This is a genomic window from Desulfosarcina sp., assembly GCF_041551955.1.
In the GTDB taxonomy this organism is placed as follows: Bacteria; Desulfobacterota; Desulfobacteria; order Desulfobacterales; family Desulfosarcinaceae; genus Desulfosarcina.
The window spans coordinates 1-18,533 of the sequence record NZ_JBFELV010000052.1 but is presented as its reverse complement, the minus strand read 5'-3'; the positions used below and the strand labels follow the sequence as shown (position 1 = coordinate 18,533).

At 57.1% G+C, this 18,533-nt stretch carries 17 protein-coding genes; 8 read left to right on the top strand and 9 right to left on the bottom strand.

All coding sequences use genetic code 11. From position 1 onward, the window contains the following. Together ABYV26_RS06385 and ABYV26_RS06380 are read right to left on the bottom strand one after the other, a co-directional pair. Nucleotides 1-1,544 (bottom strand): histidine kinase (locus ABYV26_RS06385; RefSeq protein WP_372679258.1); only part of this gene is annotated, 1,544 nt, incomplete at its 3' end. Nucleotides 1,545-1,566: 22 nt separating this feature from the next. Beyond that, nucleotides 1,567-4,569, bottom strand: coding sequence for a CheR family methyltransferase (locus ABYV26_RS06380; RefSeq protein ID WP_372679256.1), 3,003 nt, complete (start codon nucleotides 4,567-4,569; stop codon nucleotides 1,567-1,569). A gap of 465 nt (nucleotides 4,570-5,034) precedes the next feature. Between ABYV26_RS06380 and ABYV26_RS06375 the strand changes: the two genes are divergently transcribed. Continuing rightward, on the top strand, nucleotides 5,035-5,175 hold the full coding sequence (locus ABYV26_RS06375; protein ID WP_372679254.1) for a hypothetical protein: 141 nt from the start codon (nucleotides 5,035-5,037) through the stop codon (nucleotides 5,173-5,175). Nucleotides 5,176-5,182: 7 nt separating this feature from the next. Here ABYV26_RS06375 and ABYV26_RS06370 read toward each other — a convergent pair whose 3' ends face one another. After that, a complete protein-coding gene (locus tag ABYV26_RS06370) occupies nucleotides 5,183-5,338 on the bottom strand; it encodes a hypothetical protein (RefSeq protein WP_372679252.1) in 156 nt (51 codons plus the stop codon). Nucleotides 5,339-5,515: 177 nt separating this feature from the next. On the opposite strand from ABYV26_RS06370, the gene ABYV26_RS06365 reads away from it, so the two are divergent. The 6 genes from ABYV26_RS06365 to ABYV26_RS06340 all read left to right on the top strand — a co-directional run bounded on the left by ABYV26_RS06365 (nucleotide 5,516) and on the right by ABYV26_RS06340 (nucleotide 12,464). Beyond that, nucleotides 5,516-5,938: a hypothetical protein gene (locus tag ABYV26_RS06365; RefSeq protein WP_372679250.1), complete on the top strand. Its 423-nt coding sequence runs from the start codon at nucleotides 5,516-5,518 to the stop codon at nucleotides 5,936-5,938. Nucleotides 5,939-6,157: 219 nt separating this feature from the next. Beyond that, complete coding sequence (locus ABYV26_RS06360; protein ID WP_372679248.1) at nucleotides 6,158-7,336, top strand: efflux RND transporter periplasmic adaptor subunit; 1,179 nt, start codon at nucleotides 6,158-6,160, stop codon at nucleotides 7,334-7,336. Then, entirely contained in the window at nucleotides 7,333-8,013 is a 681-nt protein-coding gene (locus ABYV26_RS06355) for an ABC transporter ATP-binding protein (protein WP_372679246.1), read from the top strand. The genes ABYV26_RS06360 and ABYV26_RS06355 overlap by 4 nt, the downstream gene beginning before the upstream one ends. After that, a complete protein-coding gene (locus ABYV26_RS06350; RefSeq protein ID WP_372679244.1) occupies nucleotides 8,010-9,215 on the top strand; it encodes an ABC transporter permease in 1,206 nt (401 codons plus the stop codon). Before ABYV26_RS06355 ends, ABYV26_RS06350 begins: the two co-directional genes overlap by 4 nt. Before the next feature lie 280 nt (nucleotides 9,216-9,495). Then, the gene (locus tag ABYV26_RS06345; protein WP_372679242.1) at nucleotides 9,496-10,695 is read left to right on the top strand and encodes an ABC transporter permease; all 1,200 of its coding nucleotides are present in this window, start codon (nucleotides 9,496-9,498) and stop codon (nucleotides 10,693-10,695) included. A 275-nt stretch (nucleotides 10,696-10,970) separates the two neighbouring features. After that, entirely contained in the window at nucleotides 10,971-12,464 is a 1,494-nt protein-coding gene (locus ABYV26_RS06340) for a long-chain fatty acid--CoA ligase (RefSeq protein WP_372679240.1), read from the top strand. A 10-nt stretch (nucleotides 12,465-12,474) separates the two neighbouring features. On the opposite strand, the gene ABYV26_RS06335 is transcribed toward ABYV26_RS06340, so the two are convergent. From ABYV26_RS06335 to ABYV26_RS06310, 6 genes are all read right to left on the bottom strand, one after another. Continuing rightward, nucleotides 12,475-12,858 (bottom strand): cupin domain-containing protein, encoded by a 384-nt coding sequence (locus ABYV26_RS06335; protein WP_372679239.1) that lies wholly within the window; start codon nucleotides 12,856-12,858, stop codon nucleotides 12,475-12,477. A gap of 20 nt (nucleotides 12,859-12,878) precedes the next feature. After that, nucleotides 12,879-14,717 (bottom strand): chloride channel protein, encoded by a 1,839-nt coding sequence (locus ABYV26_RS06330; protein WP_372679237.1) that lies wholly within the window; start codon nucleotides 14,715-14,717, stop codon nucleotides 12,879-12,881. A gap of 3 nt (nucleotides 14,718-14,720) precedes the next feature. After that, the gene (locus ABYV26_RS06325; protein WP_372679235.1) at nucleotides 14,721-16,037 is read right to left on the bottom strand and encodes an aminotransferase class I/II-fold pyridoxal phosphate-dependent enzyme; all 1,317 of its coding nucleotides are present in this window, start codon (nucleotides 16,035-16,037) and stop codon (nucleotides 14,721-14,723) included. A gap of 235 nt (nucleotides 16,038-16,272) precedes the next feature. Continuing rightward, a complete protein-coding gene (locus tag ABYV26_RS06320; protein WP_372679233.1) occupies nucleotides 16,273-16,551 on the bottom strand; it encodes a PxxKW family cysteine-rich protein in 279 nt (92 codons plus the stop codon). A gap of 106 nt (nucleotides 16,552-16,657) precedes the next feature. Next, nucleotides 16,658-17,491, bottom strand: coding sequence for a mechanosensitive ion channel family protein (locus tag ABYV26_RS06315; RefSeq protein ID WP_372679231.1), 834 nt, complete (start codon nucleotides 17,489-17,491; stop codon nucleotides 16,658-16,660). A 62-nt stretch (nucleotides 17,492-17,553) separates the two neighbouring features. Next, complete coding sequence (locus ABYV26_RS06310) at nucleotides 17,554-18,246, bottom strand: DUF2959 family protein (protein ID WP_372679229.1); 693 nt, start codon at nucleotides 18,244-18,246, stop codon at nucleotides 17,554-17,556. 213 nt (nucleotides 18,247-18,459) lie between these two features. Between ABYV26_RS06310 and ABYV26_RS06305 the strand changes: the two genes are divergently transcribed. Further along, a partial coding sequence (locus ABYV26_RS06305) for a twin-arginine translocation signal domain-containing protein (protein ID WP_372679260.1) occupies nucleotides 18,460-18,533 on the top strand: 74 nt, incomplete at its 3' end.

Genomic DNA, 18,533 nt, shown 5'->3' with positions numbered 1-18,533 from the left:
TGGAAGATGCGGAACAGACACACCCGAGCCATTGGGTTCTCGATCCGGTCAAGCAGATCGATATCCGCCTCCACCTGAACATTCACTTGGATTGAATATTCACGAATCATCTGCCGGGTGGCAGCGGTCAGCCCGAGTGTCTCCAGCGCCGCCGGTTTCAACCCATGGGCAATGTTGCGGATGTCGTCGATAATTTTGTCGGAATAAGCCAGCAAGCCATCGCATTCGTTTTTCAAATCGGCGGCGTCGGCCGGCAGCCGGCCTTGAAGGTTTTTCAATCGAAGCTTGAGCACATTCAGGTCCTGGCCGCATCCATCGTGAAGCTCCAGGGCAATGCGCCGCTGTTCATCTTCCTGAACCGTCAGCAGGTGGCGGGAGAGGACATTGAGTGCATCCACCGATTCATTGAGCCTGTCCTGCAGGTGAAACCGGTGAACCGCCAGTCCCAGCCGCGAACCGACATCTTCCAGGTTTTCGACCAGCCGCAGCGAAAAGCGGTTTTCCCGTCGGTCGGCCACATGGATCAGCCCTGCGATAGTATCACCGATGCCAATGGGAATCAGGGCCACGGATTCATAGCCGTGCGCCTGACGGGCATTCCGGGTCATACCCAGATCCTGGTAGGACGCCGTGGCCACATAGCGGCTGGCTGCATTGATGTAAAACGATCCCCCTTTCGTGAAAAACGGCCGGCTGGCGTCGATGGCGCCTTTAACGACCGCCGTGCACATGCACTGGTCGGTATGAAGACACAACGGACTCTCGGATTCAAAGAAGGCCTGGCTGAATCCCTCGTAGGCCTGGTAGGGAATGTGGTCGGCATCATCGCGGATGCGGATGCCGACTGCATCGCATTGAAGATATGATTTCACCCGTTCGACATAGCCCGCCAGCAGCTCCTGCATGGTGCCGGCGCGGCAGGCAAGATCGAGGCAGTATTGCTGCAGTACGAAGCTTGAGGAGAGCTGCATATGTTCGCTGATGTCAACGATCGAGACCGTGTATCTCTGATCGTCGCTGCGCGCGTCGGAAAAAGATTGCATCTGAAGCTGAGCATCGAATAAGACACCGTCCGCTCGTTTCATTTTCAGTTCAAACATGGAACTTTCCGGGCCCTTCTGGCAATTCAGCTTCTGGTAATAAAAGCAATCCTGATCGTCCCGGTGGATAAAGTCGGTCATACAGCGGCCGGTCAAACGGCTGCGGGGGGCATTGAGCAAGATGGCAGCGACGAGGTTTATTTCATGGATCACACCGTCCCGATCGATAACCAGGTAGCCGATGGGGGCAAAGTTGAACAATCCGGCATAGTTGCGATAAAGTTTTTCGTATTTCTGCCTGGCCGCCTCGACGGTGTCGCGGCTTTTGGACAACTCGTCATTTTGCATCTCCAGCTCGGTCTGGTTAACTTGGATCTCGTGGAGCAGGCGGGTGATATCGTGGTCCTCCTGATGGTCGGTCTCCGCAGATGGCGGCCCTACCGAACTCTCAGCCCGGCGTCGCAGTTCCGTCCAATGGGTGTCTTCGGTTTTGTGCCCGGTCATGGCGTTTGTCCTTGACGGTAGCTTACGATGATTCCACCGGCCTTTCATAGGTGGCAAACTGAACCGGCCGGCGCTTTTCATCGACCAGGGTCGTAACATGCAGCCCGACGGCAATGGGTTCGCCCGATTTGGTAATCCGCTTGATTTCAAAAGGTGCCACCGTTTCACCGCGCCGCAGTCGGCGGATTACATCCGCATACTCATGGCGATTCTTCTCCACCGTGAGTTCGCTGATGTGCATGTGGGTGGCTTCCTGCGCCGTCCACCCGTAGAGCGTTTCCGCAGTCCGGTTCCACGACAGAATGTTGCCGTCGAAATCCTGCACGGTGACGGCATCCGATGAACATTCGAACACGGCGGTGACCCGCCGAAGCAAGTGAACCTGCCGCACGTCGGTGATGTCGATAAAGGCAATGGTTACCCCGTCGATGACATTGTCGATGGTTCGATAGGGCATGATGCGCATCTCATACCAACGATCGTTTTTATCCCTGACCTCCAGCCGCTTGCGATCCAGCCGTTCAAGCACTTCACGGGCGTGTTCGTGGACGTTTATCGCCTCCATCAGGGTGGTGATGTCGCTGACCGGGCGCCCGAGGTCGGTTTGACGAAGGTTGATGATCCGGGTGACGGCCGGCGTGAAGCGCCGCACGCACAAGTTGAGGTCCAGAAACAGACAGGCGATTTCCGTACTCTCCAGCAGGTTGTTGATGTCGTTGTTGGATTTGGTCAGCTCGTCGATCTTCTGCTGGTGTTCGGCGTTGACCGTCACCAGCTCCTCATTGGTGGACTGAAGCTCTTCCCGGGAGGTCTCCAGCTCTTCATTGGCGCTCTGCAGCTCCTCGTTGACCGACTGCAGCTCTTCATTGGCGGCTTTGTAGGCCTCATTGGATGATTCGAGTGCTTCGATGGTGGCTTGCAGGTGCGCCTTGGTGTTGTTCAGTTCGTCTTCCAGTCGCTTGACCTGCGGCGGTGTTTCACCGAGATCTTCCGCCGGCGCCTCGGAGGCATCGGTGGGTCGGCCGCTCTTGGCAGCCTCGAACAAAACGATCAGCAAGTCCCTGCCCGCCGGCTTTTCCGGCAACGGGCGAATGGAGATCGTCGTGGTCAACAAGTCCCTGTCGCTTTTGACGACCACCCCTTCGAGGCGTTGGGTCTGACCAGTTTGAAAAGCACGGTTGAGGCCTTGGGCCAGCTTGAACCCCAGTCCTTCACGGGCCATTTTCATGATGTTGAAACTGGCCTTGCCTTGAGACACCTGCAGATACGGTTCGGTATGGCCGAAGAAATTAAGGATTTCGTAGCCGCGGTCGACCAGCACCGCGGGCGGGGCATATTCGTCCAGAAGAATTCGTTCCGTGTAGTTGCAGATGTCCGTCAAGGACGGCCTTCCTCTCTCTATAGCCGCAGTGGCGTATGGCGGAGAACCGGCGGGTTCGGGTAGATGATCGATGGTGTAGCGGTCCACCGGCACGATGTTGCGATGTTTAAAGATCTTGTGTTTGAGCGACACCGCCGAGAAACAGTCGGTGCATTCACCGATGGTCTCCGAAGATCCTAAAAAGAGGTGGCCGTCCGGGTTCAGGGCGAAATGAAATATGCGCAGGATTTTCTTCTGCAGCTCGGGCTTGAGGTAAATCAGCAGGTTGCGGCAACTGATCAGGTCGATTTTCGAAAACGGGGGGTCGTCGATCAGGTTGTGAACCGAAAAAACGATGCTGTCCCGGATGCGTTTCTTGATCTGATACGTGGCGTCGCGATAGTTGAAAAATCGGGCAAGGCGCTGCCCGGAGACATCGGCCGAGATGCTCTGCGGATAGGCTCCCTGCCGCGCAGTATGGATGGCATCGGCTTCCAGGTCGCTGGCAAAGACCTGGAGGGTCAACGGAATGCCCAGCCGTTCCATGACTTCCGCAAGCAGAATGGCAATGGTATAGGCCTCTTCCCCGCTGGAGCATCCCGGCACCCAGACCCTGACGCTGTCGCCGGGCTGCCTGGACTGGACCAATGGCGTCAGCACCTTTTCCTGGAGCGTCTCAAAGGGGCTGCCATCCCGAAAAAAACAGGTGACCCCGATGAGCATGTCCTTGACCAGGCAGCCGGCCTCTGCCGGATCTTTGGCCATGATCTTGACGTAGTCTGAAATGGTGTTGAGCTGGTGGACGGCCATGCGCCGGGCAATCCGGCGACTGACCGTATTGCGCTTGTAGCTGGAAAAATTGTGGCCGGTTTTGCTTCGAATGATTGAAAATATCTGATCCAGGTTAAAGGCCGTATCCTTTTCGTCCGTTGGGGTCGCATCGATGCAGCGGATACAGGGGTGTTTGAGAACGGCCAGCAGTTTGGGGGCGATTTCCGCTGCCGGCAGGATAAAATCGACCATCCGGCTGGCAATGGCGCTCTCCGGCATGCTTGCATACCCGGCATCCTCCGGAGACTGGGCAATGGTCAGGCCACCGACGGCTTTTACGGCCTTGAGCCCCTGGGTTCCGTCGCTGGCCGAACCGGAGAGGATGATACAGACGGCTTTTTCGCGCTTCACCCTTGCCAATGATCGGAAAAAATGATCGATGGGTAGAAAGCTCCTTCCACCCTGAGACAGCGATTGGATCAGCCGAAACCGGCCCTTGGCCATGGAAACGAATTTTTCCGGCGGGCTCAGATAGATCCGGTTGGGTTCGATCGTCAGGTTGTTTTGGATCTGGAGGACCGGCAAGGCCGTCGTCCGGGAGAGCAGTTGATCCATGGCACTTTTATAGTTCGGGCTCAGGTGCTGGATTACGACGAACGCCACGCCGCAATCGACGGCCAGCGGTTTAAACAATTGCTGCAGGGCCTCGAGGCCGCCGGCGGACGCCCCGACCCCCACGACGACCAGATCCGTGTCGCCCGGTCTGGTGGGGTGTGGGTCGCCAATGACGCCATCGACCTTTTTCTGCCTGTCCGGCCTGGCGGCTTTCCCTTTGGCTGCGGGCTTGCTTTTTCCTGGTGCAGACCGTTTTTCAGGAGTACTTTTCCCGGCCATTGAAAGATCCTCCGATCGGCATGAAGGGTCAGCGTGGCAGACGATCGATAGCCACAGACAGGTGCGTTTCCGGCTTCAGGGGCAGATTGAAGATCAAGCGACGGACGTCGCATCAATATCAGTTTCAGGGTGGGGCAGGTGTATGCTGTCTATAAAAACTTTATAGGCAAGAAGCCGGCAATGTCAATTGATTTCATGTGTTTCACGCGACCACAGACGTCTGCAAAGAGAGAGAGGAAGAGACGGGTCCGAGGCACTGACGCAACGCTTCTGGAAGGTTAAGACACCATCGCTGGTTCCCTGCTGCGAATCCCCCACCGGCTGGCGAGTGAATAGGCATCGCCGATAGCTGGAAATCGGCAAGCTTACCCATCCTGGAAGGATGAAAATGAGTATTTTTAACCATTCACAGTAGACCAGAAAGTCCATAGAATAGTAGAGTAACTGCGTCACCCAGGCCGCACCGTGGAGCGGGTCGCCTACCGGGCAGCCTGCCCTGCGGTGGTGGTCACCGACCCCGAGGCGCTGACCCACTGGAAACTTAGCGTCTCCGCTGATGACGGCGAAGGCAAGGACCGGTTGATCCACCTGTTCAGCAACACCTAAATCGGCCTCAGGGGCGGTAAATTCGGTCGACCCAATCCTTGAACCATTTGGGTTTCTGGAACAGCACCATGATCAGCACCATAGCAGTAATAGGGATGGGAACGACGGTATCGACGATGGCGAGCACGATAAGATTGATCAGGATTTGCGTTTTTAGTGACACGTTCATTATCCTTTGACTGAATGCGTTTTAAAACGGGCGATCCCATCATTGTTCAAAACCATTGAGTTGGGAGAGAAAGGGTCAGTATACGCCACCCATTCGTAGATTGTCATCAACAATCATCTTAATCTGGACGTGGACGTATCGACGTGTTCAACGGGCCAGGAGGAACAGCCAATGAAAAAACACGTAGGGTTGTGGATTGACCATAAAAAAGCGGTCATTGTGACCCTGAATGAGTCGGGAGATACGAAATCCATTCGTGAAATTCAATCCGAAATCGAACGCCATGTGCGACTGTCCGGCGGGTCACGAACCAAACGAACGCCGTGGGGTCCCCAGCCAATCTCCTCCGACAGTAAAATGGCGGCCCGGCACCAGCAGCAGTCTGTCCGTTTCTTCCAGAAGGTTATCGAAGCGGTTGCCGACGCCTACAAGATAATTATCATGGGACCCGGTGAGGCCAAAATTGAATTGAAAAAGGAGATGGCTAAATCCAAAGCGATATCGGAAAGCCTGGTTTACATGGGAACCTGCGACAAGATGACCCAACGCCAGGTTGCTGCGCGGGTGAGGGATTTTTTCGCACCGGTCCCTTAATGAATTCGGCATTTCCACCCCACTATCCACCATTTAGGGTTGCCAGCAGGCATGCACAGGCGTAGATAATCGGGAGGTGTTGGCAGGTTCTGGTTTCTGGTTTCTGGTTTCTGGTCTCTGGTTTCTGGTTTCTGGTTACCGCTATCAGCTTTTATGTTGTGCGTTCGAGGTTCTACACCTCTGAACCTTTTAACCTTGAACTCCTTAAATGCGGCGGCGATGGACCGGAAAACCAAAAAAGCTTCCCCCCACGGACGATTCAAGTGGGTGCTGCTTCTACTGGTCGTGTCGGCCGTGGTGGGGGCCTTCTGGCACTATACGCGGCCGACACCGTTGCCGGTGGCCATCAGACCAGTCACCCGCGGACTGGTTGAACGCACGGTGGCCAATACCCGGGCAGGTACGGTAAAGGCCTGCCGGCGAGCCAAGCTGTCTCCCAGCATCGGCGGCCAAATCGCCAGGCTGCCGGTCAAAAAGGGGGACCGGGTCAAAGAAGGCGCCCTGCTTTTAGAGCTGTGGAACAACGACATCGCCGCGCAGGTCATGCTGGCCGAACGGGAGGTGGCCGCCACCCGCGCCAGGGCCCAATCGGCCTGTTCACGGGCCGACGTGGCCGCCAAGAATGCGGATCGCCTGTCGACCCTGCTCAAATCCAATGTGGGAACCCAGGAGCGCACGGAAAACGCCGTTGCCGAGGCTGCCGCCCTGGGCGCCGAATGTGACGGGGCCCGCAGTGAGGTGCAGGTCCGTGAAGCCCAGCTGGCCGTGGCCAGGGCCAGTCTCCAGCGCACCCGGCTGCTTGCGCCCTTCGATGGGGTAATCGGCGAAATCAACGGCGAACGCTACGAATATGTCACCCCTTCCCCGCTGGGTGTGCCCACGCCGCCCGTGGTGGACATTATCGAATCGGGTTGCTTTTACGTGATTGCGCCCATCGACGAGGTGGATGTGTCCGGCATCCGGACGGGCATGCCGGCCCGCATCACCATGGATGCCTATGGCAGCCGGATTTTCCAGGGCCGGGTGCGCCGGGTTTCCGATTATGTACTGGACGTGGAGAAGCAGGCCCGCACCGTCGATGTGGAGGTCAGTTTCATCCACCCGGAGGATTTCTCCCTTTTGCTGGCCGGCTACAGCGCAGACATCGAAGTGATCTTGAACGTTAGCAGCGATGTGGTGCGGGTTCCCACCCAAGCCGTCATGGCGGATCAGCACGTCTACGTGTTTAAACCTGCCCTGGGCAAAATTGAGCGTCGCCGCATCCGTATCGGCCTTTCCAACTGGGATCACACCGAGGTGATCGACGGACTGAAGCCGGAAGAACAGGTGGTGGTCAACATCGATGCCCCGGATCTTAAAGACGGCGCGCCGGCCGTTCTCATCGAGGAAGCCCCGTGATTCACCTGGACCATGTCAGCCGGGTGTTTCAGGTGGGGGGTGAACCCGTGCATGCCCTGGACGGGGTGAACCTGATTGTGGAAAAAGGCGAGTATCTGTCCATCATGGGACCGTCCGGGTCGGGAAAATCCACCCTGTTGAACATCCTCGGGCTGCTGGACCGCCCGGACGAAGGCACCTATCGCATCGACGGCAGGGACGCCACCGCGTTGACCGATGATCAGCAGGCAGCCGTCCGGCGCTATAGTATCGGGTTCATCTTCCAATTCTTTCATCTGGTCCCCCGGCTCACGGCGGCAGACAATGTGGGCCTGCCGCTGGTTCTTGCCGGCGTCGATCCGAAGGAACGGCGCCGTCGGGTGAATCAAGCCATGGACCGGTTCGGCCTTTCCAGCCGGGCCGGACACCGGCCGGAACAGCTCTCCGGTGGCCAGCGTCAGCGGGTGGCCATCGCCCGGGCCGTGATCATGAACCCTGCCGTCATCCTTGCCGACGAGCCCACCGGCAACCTGGATCGCACCTCCGGCGATGAAATCATTCAAGCCATCGAATCCCTCAAGGAACAAGGCATGACCGTGCTGATCGTTACCCACGACCCGAGCATCGGGAGCCGCGCCGAGCGTGCGATCCGGATGGTGGACGGCCGCATCGTCTCCGACAGCCAGGGGCCGGCATGAGGACCACGGATGTGGTCGGCTTCTGCCGGCGGGCCGTATCCGGCTATCCCCTGCGCTCGGGGTTGATGCTGCTGGCCATGGCCATCGGGGTGGCGTCGGTGGTAGTGCTGTCCACCCTGGGAGAGGGCACCCGCCGCTATGTGGCCAATCAGTTCAGTTCCCTGGGCACCCACCTGCTGATCGTCCTGCCAGGTCGATCCGAAACCACCGGCGGCCCGCCGCCGATGATGGGCCAGACCCCCCGGGACCTGACCGTCCAGGATGCCATGGCCCTGGCGCGCAGCACCGCCGTGCGCCGGGTGGCTCCCCTCGTGGTTGGTTCCGCCCCTGTCTCCGCAGGCGGCCGGCAGCGCGAAATCACCATCCTGGGCTCGACGGCCGAACTCCTGCCGGTTCGCCACCTGGCCATGGCCCACGGTCGATTCATTCCCGCCGGCGAGATCTTCCGGGCAGAGGCGGTCTGCGTATTGGGTTACCAGGCCAGAAAGGAACTCTTCGGCAGCCGATCTCCACTGGGCCGTTTCGTGCGCATCGGTGAGCGACGGTTTCGGGTGATCGGCACCCTGACCCAAAAAGGCCAGTCCTTGGGTGCGGACATCAACGACGTGGCCATCATTCCCGTCGCCTCGGCCACGGCCTTGTTCAACACCGAATCCCTGTTCCGGATTCTGGTGCAGGCCCGAAATCGGGATGCCGTATCACGGGCCAAGCGAAACGTACAGGAGATCATCCGGGATCGGCACGACGGGGAAGACGACGTGACCGTGATCACCCAGGACGCCCTTCTGGCCACCTTCGACCGTATCCTGAGGACCCTGACCTTAGCGGTCGCCGGCATTGCCGCCATCAGTCTTGCTGTGGCAGGCATCCTGATCATGAACGTGATGCTGGTCGCCATCTCCCAGCGAACGGGGGAGATCGGCCTTCTCAAGGCTCTCGGGGCCACGCACACGCAGGTATTGATTCTCTTTCTCGTGGAGTCGACGATTCTCTCTATCGTCGGGGCCGCCGCCGGGATGCTGCTTGCCGCTGGCGGATTACTGGTGCTGCAGGAATGGTTCCCCTCGTTTCCCTTGGCCGTTCCCTGGTGGTCTCCGGCGGCAGCTATCGCCACGGCAGTATCGACCGGCACCCTTTTCGGCATTTTGCCGGCACGGCGCGCCGCACGGCTGGATTCCGTGGCGGCATTGGCGGAGAAGTAATTGAGGGATTGATTCTTAATCCAGCAACTTTGAGTATTTATATGTCAGAAAAAAATCAATGTCCAAATCCCAAATGACAAATAAATCACAATAGCCAAATTACAAACATCAAGGTCCTGAAAAAAGGATATTCCAATCATCAATTGTGGAGAATTAAATCGATTGTTGCTCTTTTTGAGATTTGAAAATTGGAATTTATTTGAGATTTGTAATTTGTGATTTGTTATTTCCGGTTTAACCCGGTTGAAGAATTGAGGAATGCAAAAACGGGTGGAAACCAATGATTTTCCGTGATGCACTTAAATGGTCCCTTCAGTCGCTGGACGGACAGCGCCTGCGCAGTTTTCTGACCATTCTGGGAATTGCCGTGGGGATTGCCGCAGTGGTGCTGCTTACCTCCCTGGGGGAAGGCGTCCACCGCTTTGTGCTGGGCGAATTCACCCAGTTCGGGACCAACCTGATCGGGATCACACCGGGAAAGACCTCCACCACGGGCGTTTCCGGTGCGGTGATCAGCAATGTCAGACCCCTTTCCATCGACGATGCCGCGGCCCTGTCCCGGATTCCACGGGTCTTGGACACCGTGCCGGTGGTTCAGGGCAACGCGGCTGTAGAGTCCGGCTCGCGCTCCCGGCGGACCTATGTGTTTGGCGTCGGTGCAGCCGCCCCGACAGTCTGGCAGATGGCCGTGGCCCAGGGTCGGTTCCTACCGGATGACCACGCGACCGGGTCGCGGGCGTTTGCCGTGTTGGGCAGCCGAGTCAGCCGTGAGCTTTTCGGTGGGGCGAACCCCCTGGGAAGACGCATTCGTATCGGCGGGGAGCGCTACCGCACCATCGGTGTCATGGCCGCCAAAGGGCAGATGCTGGGATTCGATCTGGACGACGCGGTCTACATCCCCGCTTCGCGGGCCCTGGCGATGTTCAACCGCGAAAGCCTCATGGAAATCGACGTGTTATTTGCCGCCGGCAGCAGCGCTGACACCATTTCGAATCGGATCACATCCGTTCTGGTATCCCGCCATGGCAGCGAGGATTTCACGATCGTCACCCAGACCCAGATGCTCGCCGTATTGGGATCGGTGCTGGGCGTGCTGACCCTTGCCGTAGGAGCCATCGGCGGAATTTCCCTGCTGGTGGGCGGCGTCGGCATCACCACCATCATGACCATCGCTGTGCGTCAGCGCCGTGTGGAAATCGGTCTGCTGCGCGCCCTGGGAACGGAACGTCGTTGGATCATGGGCCTGTTTGCCATCGAAGCGACCCTGTTGGGCGGCATCGGCGGGATCGCAGGCGTCATACTGGGTACCGGCGGCGCATGGGTCCTGGAAACGCTGGTGCCCAAACTGCCCACGCATACCCCCATGTCCTATGTGGTCCTTGCAGAGGTCCTGGCTGCGGTCATCGGGCTGCTGTCGGGCATCCTTCCCGCCCGCCAGGCAGCCCGGCTGGATCCCATCGAGGCATTGCGTGCAGAGTGAGGGACACATAGATCCAGGCCTTTTTATGGACGATGGGATGTATTAATGCCATTGACTTAAGCCTTTGGTAGTGTAAAAACGGCCCTTTCGGGATCGGCATCCCTATCGGGATTGAAATCAATGCCATGGCCGTGATTGTCGATTTCGATAGCGATCCCGATAGCGATTTCGATGGATACTCCCAATATGAAAACATCGCAAGTTAACGACATTGAACGCTAAGTTGAAAATCCATTATTCAGAGGCTATACTAACCATGCAGGAGGGAGGGACAGATGAACATCGCGCAGAACGTTGAACGTGCCGCCAAGTTATTCCCGGACAAAACAGCCATCCTCTTTGAAGGAACGCATTTGACATACCAAGAGTTGAACGCCCGGGTGAACCGGCTTGCCAATGCACTGGTTGCGGAGGGGATCGCCAGAGGCGACCGCGTGGCCCTTTACCTGCCCAACATTCCCGCATTTGCGATTGGCTACCTCGCCACCGTGCGCATCGGTGCCATTGCCGTTTCGGCGAATGCCATGCTCAAGGCTGAAGAGTTGACGTATATTCTCAATGACGCCGGGGCGGTGCTGCTGCTCACGACGGGGGAATTGCTGGAGAATGTCAGCATGGACCACTATCCACAATTACGCAATATCGTGGTTTGCGAGGGTGACGGGGCAGGACATCCAACCCTCGACGACTGGCTCAACGCCAGTCAGGAAACTTTCAGCGCTGCGGACATGGATCCTCAAGACCCTGCCGTATTGCTCTATACCTCGGGGACCACGGGATTTCCCAAAGGCGCGACCCTCACCCATGGGAATGTCGTTTCCAACACATGGACAACGGTTCACCATGCAGGCTTTACCGCCGAAGACCGCATGATCCTATTTTTGCCCCTGTTTCACGTGTTCGGGCAAAACTTCATCATGAACGCCACCTTTCTGGCCTGCGCGACCTTGGTGCTTCATCGCCGCTTCGTGCCCGACCAGGTCCTGGCGTCCATCCGCAACGACCGCGTAACCATGTTTTTCGCGGTTCCAACAATCTACATCAACCTGTTGAACATGGATGTGGCCCCCGCAGACTTCACCTCCATCCGGTACGAGTTCTCGGCCGCAGCAAGCATGCCGCAGGAAATTTCGGCCAGGTGGACCGAACGCTATGGGCGCCCGGTGTACGAGGGTTACGGTCTCACGGAGTGTTCGCCCTTTGCCTGCTACAATCACGACTTCAACCATAAATTCGGCAGCGTAGGCACTCCGGTGGAGAACTTTGAAATCAAGATCTTTGATGAATCCGACCAGGAGATGTCACCCGGTAAATGGGGAGAAATCTGCGTTCGAGGACCGGGCGTCATGCAAGGATATTGGAACAAGCCCGAAGAGACGGCCCGCGCACTGCGCAACGGGTGGCTTCACACCGGGGATATCGGCACCATGGACGAGGAGGGCTACGTGTTTATCGTCGACCGGGTCAAGGACATGATCAACATGGCCGGACTCAAAATATGGCCCGCCGAGGTCGAGCAGTTTCTCTACAAGCATCCCGCCGTGATGGAACTTGCCGTATACGGCATTCCGCACCCGGAAAAAGGGGAAGTTGTCAAAGCCGCCATCGTTTTGAAGGAAGGGGCAACTGTCACCGCCGAGGAGATCAATGCCTACTGCCGCAAGCATCTGGCCGTGTATAAAGTCCCCGCTGAGTTCGAATTTGTGAAGGAACTCCCCAAAAGTGCCACCGGCAAGATCCTCAAACGGATATTGCGGGACCAAGAGTGAGAATATCGGTTCAAACGGGTATCAGAATTTCCTGAACCAGGTCGGGTTGGTCCGGATCATGGGGTTCGGAGTTGAAGGCGACCAGCAGGTTGTCGGTTTTACCTGTATTCTGGATGGCATGGGCGACCCCGGGCGGGATGGTCAAGCGGCAGGTGGTGTCTGCGGGAATGGAAATGTCCCTTGAATCCTCACCCTCACGGATCCGGACCAGGGATGGTCCGCAAACCACGAGTATTTCTGTGCCCCGGACGTGGTAGTGGTTCCCCCGGACGGCTCCGGGACGGCTCACCACGACATGCGTATTCCTCTGGTTTGCAAGAAGTTCTCCCCGCACGGGTTCAAATACAAACCCCCGTGAATCGGAGAAGCGCTTTACGTTTGTCTTTTTAATCATTTTTTTTGAATGCTAGATGACTATCCGCCGTATTTCGCCAAGCGCTGGGATTTCATCTCTTCCACCTTCTGATTGTAGAATGAAATCACCTCTCGGCGGTTGAGCATGCCCAACAGAATCCCGTGATCGTCTGCCCGCACCACCGGCAGACTGTCGATATTGCGGGTAGTGAATTTTTTCAGCACGGCGTTGAGGTCCTCTTCCGGCGTGGTGACGATGATGTCAGCGCTTCCCACGTCCTTCATGACCACCAACTGTTCGATTTCAGGTGAGAAGAGAACGCCCCGGATGTCGTTGATGGAGAAGATCCCCACCAACCGTTTCTCTTCATCCACCACCGGAAAGTAGTGCTGCTTGGTCTCGGAAAAGTAGCGTTTGAACTCCAAAAACGGCATATCCTGGGGAATCAAGGTCACCTTTTTAACCAGCGGCATGAGGTCGTTGACCGGGATCGCTTGGAGGATATCAACAAAAAAATCACCGGCGTGGGCCGGAGAATCGACCTTGCTCTGCACCTGCTGCTTAAAGATCGTCCAGCGCCGCGATGCCATATAGGCCACCGAACAGACCAGCAGGCTGGGCAGCAGCAAATGGTAGGAGTTGGTCATCTCGCTGACGAAAATGATCGTGGAGATAGGCGTGTTGGAGACGGCCGTGAAGAATCCGGCCATTCCCACCACCACGAAGGCACCGGGTTGCGTCACAACGGTGGGCATGATGTCGTGGAAGATTTTACCCACGCAGCCGCCCATGGCCCCGCCGATCACGATAGAGGGGCCGAAGACACCGCCGCTTCCCCCGGAGCCGATGGAAAAGGATGTCGTCAGCACCTTGCCCAGGGCAAGGGAGAGCAGAAAGGGCACCGTCAGTTCATTGTTGATGGCCTTTTGGGCAAACCCATACCCAAAGGCCAAGGTATGGGGTAAAAAAAAGCCGATGATACCGGTCAATAAACCGCCGATGGCCGGTTTGATGTGATTGGGGATTTTCTTTAAGGATTCGAAGATGTGGATCGTGCCGTAAAAGGCCTTGATGTAAAATACACCGGTGGCGACCAGCACGATGGCCAGGACCAGGTAAGGTCCCAGTTCAAGCGGATTCTGAAATTTGAACGGCGGCGAGTCGAACAGCGATCCCCAGCCGAACACCAGGCAGAAGACACAGTAGGCCACCACCGATGAGATCCCTGCCGGAATGATCACCTCCGATTCAAAATCAGGGTCCCGGTAAAGCACTTCGGCGGCAAACAGGGCACCGGCCATCGGGGCCCGGAAGATGCTGCCCACGCCGGCGCCGATGCCGGCGGCCATCATGATCCGGCGTTCACGGTCGGAAAGCTTGAGGGTCGTGGCCAGAAAAGAACCGAAACCGGCACCGATCTGGGCAATGGGTCCTTCCCTGCCCCCGGACCCCCCGGTGGTCAGGGTAATGGCCGAGGCGATGGTTTTGACGATGGGCACCCGGCCGCGAATGAAGCCGCCCTTGTTGTGGTAGGCATTGATAGCGGCATCGGTGCCGTGTCCTTCTGCTTCCGGAGCGAATGTGTAAACCAGCCACCCGCTCAACACCCCCCCCATGGCCGGCAGGAACAACAGCATCAAGCGGTTGAAGGGCACCGACGTGGGCGGCAGCAGATGGTGTTCACCGGCCGGGGCCGGGGGGCGGTAGCCGGCGAGCAGATCCAGAAAGTAATGCAGCCCCAACTGGCACAGGTAATGAAAAACGACCGAGCCGAGGCCGGCAATCAGGCCGATGGCGATGAAATAGACTGACCAGCGGGTGGCCTGAGCGATATTCAGGCTTTTCAGTCGCTTATTGAGTCGCCGGTAGGTACTCGGTTTCGTTTCCGTCTGCGGCATGATCTATTTAATTTTTCCCAGTTCTTTGACTCCCTGAAAAATGGTATCGAACAGTTTTTCGACATCGGCTTCTTCCATGCACGAAAAAGCGACACGAAGGTTCGATTCCCCTATTGATATCAACCCAACACCGTATCGATCCAACAGGTGAACGCGCAGGGCTTCCGCATCCACGGTTTTAAGTCGAAGGCACATGAAATAACCGGAGTTGAACGGGTAGACCTCCCATGCATCGGCGTACTTGGGATCCTTGGAGACCGCTTTGACGCGCATTGCCCGGGCCTTGAGGATGTCGAACTTGGCCTTCTTTTCGGCAGGGTTTTTCTCGTTTTGCATGGAGTTGAGTAAAATAGTCTGGCTCAAATGCGAGGCGTTGGAAATGGTACCCCGGATGCAACCGGCCGTTTTGCGTTCCAGCGCATCGAAAAGCGGCGTCGTGTCGCCATTGAACGAGCCACCGTAAGTAATGAAGCCCACCCGCAGTCCCCACACGTAATTTTCCTTGGTGGCGCCGTCGAGCTTCACCGCCAGAATACCGGGGTGCGCCCCGCACAGCCGGGCGAAGAGGGATTCCTTCAGCGTTTCCGGTTCGTAGAAAAGACCGAAATAGGCGTCGTCGGTGACCGCCAAGACATAAGTGCCGGCGGCGGCCGTGTCGGAAAGAATGCGGACAATCCCGTCTGCTTCCTTTTCGGAAATGGTATACCCAGACGGATTTTGGGGAAAGTTGAGGACCACTGTAATCTTGCGGTGGTCCGCCGCCTCCTGGCGGACCGCCTGTTCGAAGGCGCCGAGGTTGAACCCGCCACCCGGAGTAAACAGTTCGTAGTGACGGATGCGGGCATCCTTTCGCACAGAAAAGATCATGCTGTAGTTGCCCCACATCATTTCCGGTAAAATAATCACGTCCCTCGGGCTGGTCCAGACATCCGCAAAGGTGGCAATGCCGTGAGTAATGCCACAGGTGACCACCGGCAGACTCACCGGTTTTCCTGCCAAGGATGGGTTCTTTGCAACCATCTCGGTTTGCCACTGTTGCCGCAAGGCGGGAATGCCGAATGACGGGGCGTAGGTCAGCGACTGGCTGGCCCGGATGTTGTTCAGGGAGGCCATTACACTGTCAAACCGCATGGTCCGGCCGCCCTCTTTGGCGATACCAATGGTGGCGTTGATGGCATAAGCCTTTTCTTTAGCCTCCGCACCTTGGGTAAGAATTCCTTTTGGAAAAAATAGTTTTTTACCCACATCGGACAGCATGTCGTAGACATGCGGGGCCGCAGATTTAATGGTCTGATTCAGTTGTTCAGCTAAAGGGTTCATGGGTAGCCATCCTCAATGGGGTTAATCCAGCCGCGGAACCGGTAAAAGGGATATTTACTGCTTGAACAGGCAACATGTCAAGGGAAAAGAGCTTGAAATATCAGGAGGATGCGCACAGGATCGGTTTCGACCCCTTGCCGGGTCAGCCAGCGGTCGCAACGCAACGCAAAAAACCCCGTCACACCGGTAGGGTGGCGGGGTTTTCGACAATTCAAAGGGGTTGTCGGCAGCTCGACTACTTTCTGGAGCGCTTGGAAGCCTTCAACGGATTGATCTTCTGAGCGGTCTCGGCCATGCTGGAGCCGACGTGCGTGGCCAGGTTGCAGTTGCCGTTTTTCCATTTGGTCGTGGGCTCGGGGCAGGCGGCGCAATACCATCCCGAAGCGATCTCCAGGGTGCGGTTGCACCCTTTGCACTGCTCCACGATTTCAAGGCAGACACCACCGTTGTATCCGCAGCCTTTGGCTGTCATGAAGGCACATTCCATGCCTTTGCGAACCGTTGTACATTTCATTAGAAACACCTCCCATGATGGTCTGAACAATGAAAAAGGCCAAAAGAGAAAGGTTCCTTCGGCCTTTTCAAAATTGGGCGATATATATTCAGGTCAAATCGGCTTGTCAAGCACTTTTTTCTTGCATCGCGCCGCCATGCTGGTACACGTGAACGTCACGCTGCGGGAATGGAATGGAGACCCCGTTGGCGTCGAAGGCCTTTTTGATCTTTTCGGTCAGGTCGAAATGAACCCCCCAGTAGTCTTCAACCTTGACCCATGGACGAACCACGAAGTTCACGCTGCTGTCCGCCAGTTCGGAGACGGAAATCTGTGGGGCGGGCGTCTTTAGAATCCGGCTGTCCTCGGCGATGATGCCGGCCATCAGCGATCGGGCTTTGTCGATGTCGTCATCGTATCCGATGCCGAACACCATGTCCACCCGGCGGGTTCCCTTGACCGTCCAGTTGACGATGTTGTCCTCGGTAAGCTTGGCATTGGGAACGATGACGGTCTTGTTGTCGCCCGTTTTTAACTGGGTGGTGAAAATCTGGATGGCCTCCACCACACCGAATACGCCGGCGGCCTCGATCAGGTCGCCCACTTTGAAGGGCCGGAAGATGATCAGCAGAAAACCGGCGGCGAAATTGGACAACGATCCCTGCAGGGCCAGGCCGACAGCTAGGCCGGCGGCACCCAAAATGGCGATGAAGGAGGTCGTCTGAATACCCAACTGACCCAAGGCGGCGATGACGATAAATGCCAGCAGGCCGATATAGGCCATGTTGGATGTGAAGGTAATCAGGGTGGGGTCGACCTTGCCCTTGGTCATGATGCCCTCCACCAATTTCCGAACACCCTTGGCCACCCAACGCCCGATGACGAAAATCGCCAGGGCGGCAAGCACCTTCAATCCGTAAACCGTCAACAGTTGATAGATCTTCTCGAGGATCTCTTCCATGTGAAGCATTCCTTTCAAAAACGAATTTCAAGATTTAAATACTCAACCTATGATGCTGCCGTTTAGAGGGTCTTGACAAACGCATCGGCCTCTTTAATGGAGCGGTTCATGTCCTGGATCAGGGCGGAAACCTCCGTTTCAATGTCAGCCACTTCTTTTCTCAGTGAACTGACTGCCTGGGCATTGAGGTTGTGCTTGAGGTAGAGCACATAATCCCTCAGGTTGTTGAGCACCGGGTCCATCGAGGATTCAGCACCCCTCATGGAGCGCTGCAGCCGGGCAAACCGGCTGCGGGTGTCCTGCAGGGATGCCCGGCTTTTGGATTTAAGCTTCACGTTTTCAATGCTGCCAATTTCCGATTCCCACTCCTTAAACAGGTCCGCTGCGATGCGCTCGACATTGTCAATGCGGTCACGCACGGCGTCGGCCCGCTCTTCGCAGGCCCGGTAATCTTGGCTGAGTTTTTCGTAGACGTCTTCCAGTTCTCCGCCGTCAAAGCCATACATGGCCTTGATGCGCTCCACGACAGTGGCGAATTGTTCAGACGCCTCGGCCTGTTCCTCTCCTACCTGTTCGACGTTGTCTTTGAGCAGGTGGCGTTTCTCCTTGCCGACCTTCTCCCAGAGTGCATAGTAAGTGGTCTGACAGCCGACCACCAAAATAAAAACCGCCGTGATCAACACAGCAACACGAATTGCCCCGCTGTGCCTTAATGACGATGCTGAATTGCTTTGTCGACTATCTATGTCGGTCATGGGTCGTCGCTCCGCAGCTGTTGGCTTCATGGCTGCGACCCGCGACCCGGAAAGCATGCTTCCAGGCCGCGGGTCGCAGCTGTTTAGGGTGACCAAACCCTTAGTCCACCTGAGTAAACTGAACCCGACGGTTCTTCGAGCGGCCTAGTTTGGTTGCATTGTCGGCGATGGGACGATCCGGCCCGAAGCCCTGGGCTGGGGGGAGGATCCGCGATGAGCGCCGACGTCACACGCCGCACGTTCCTGGGGGCGGCGGCCGCTTGCGCCGCGGCCGCCGTGACCGGGTG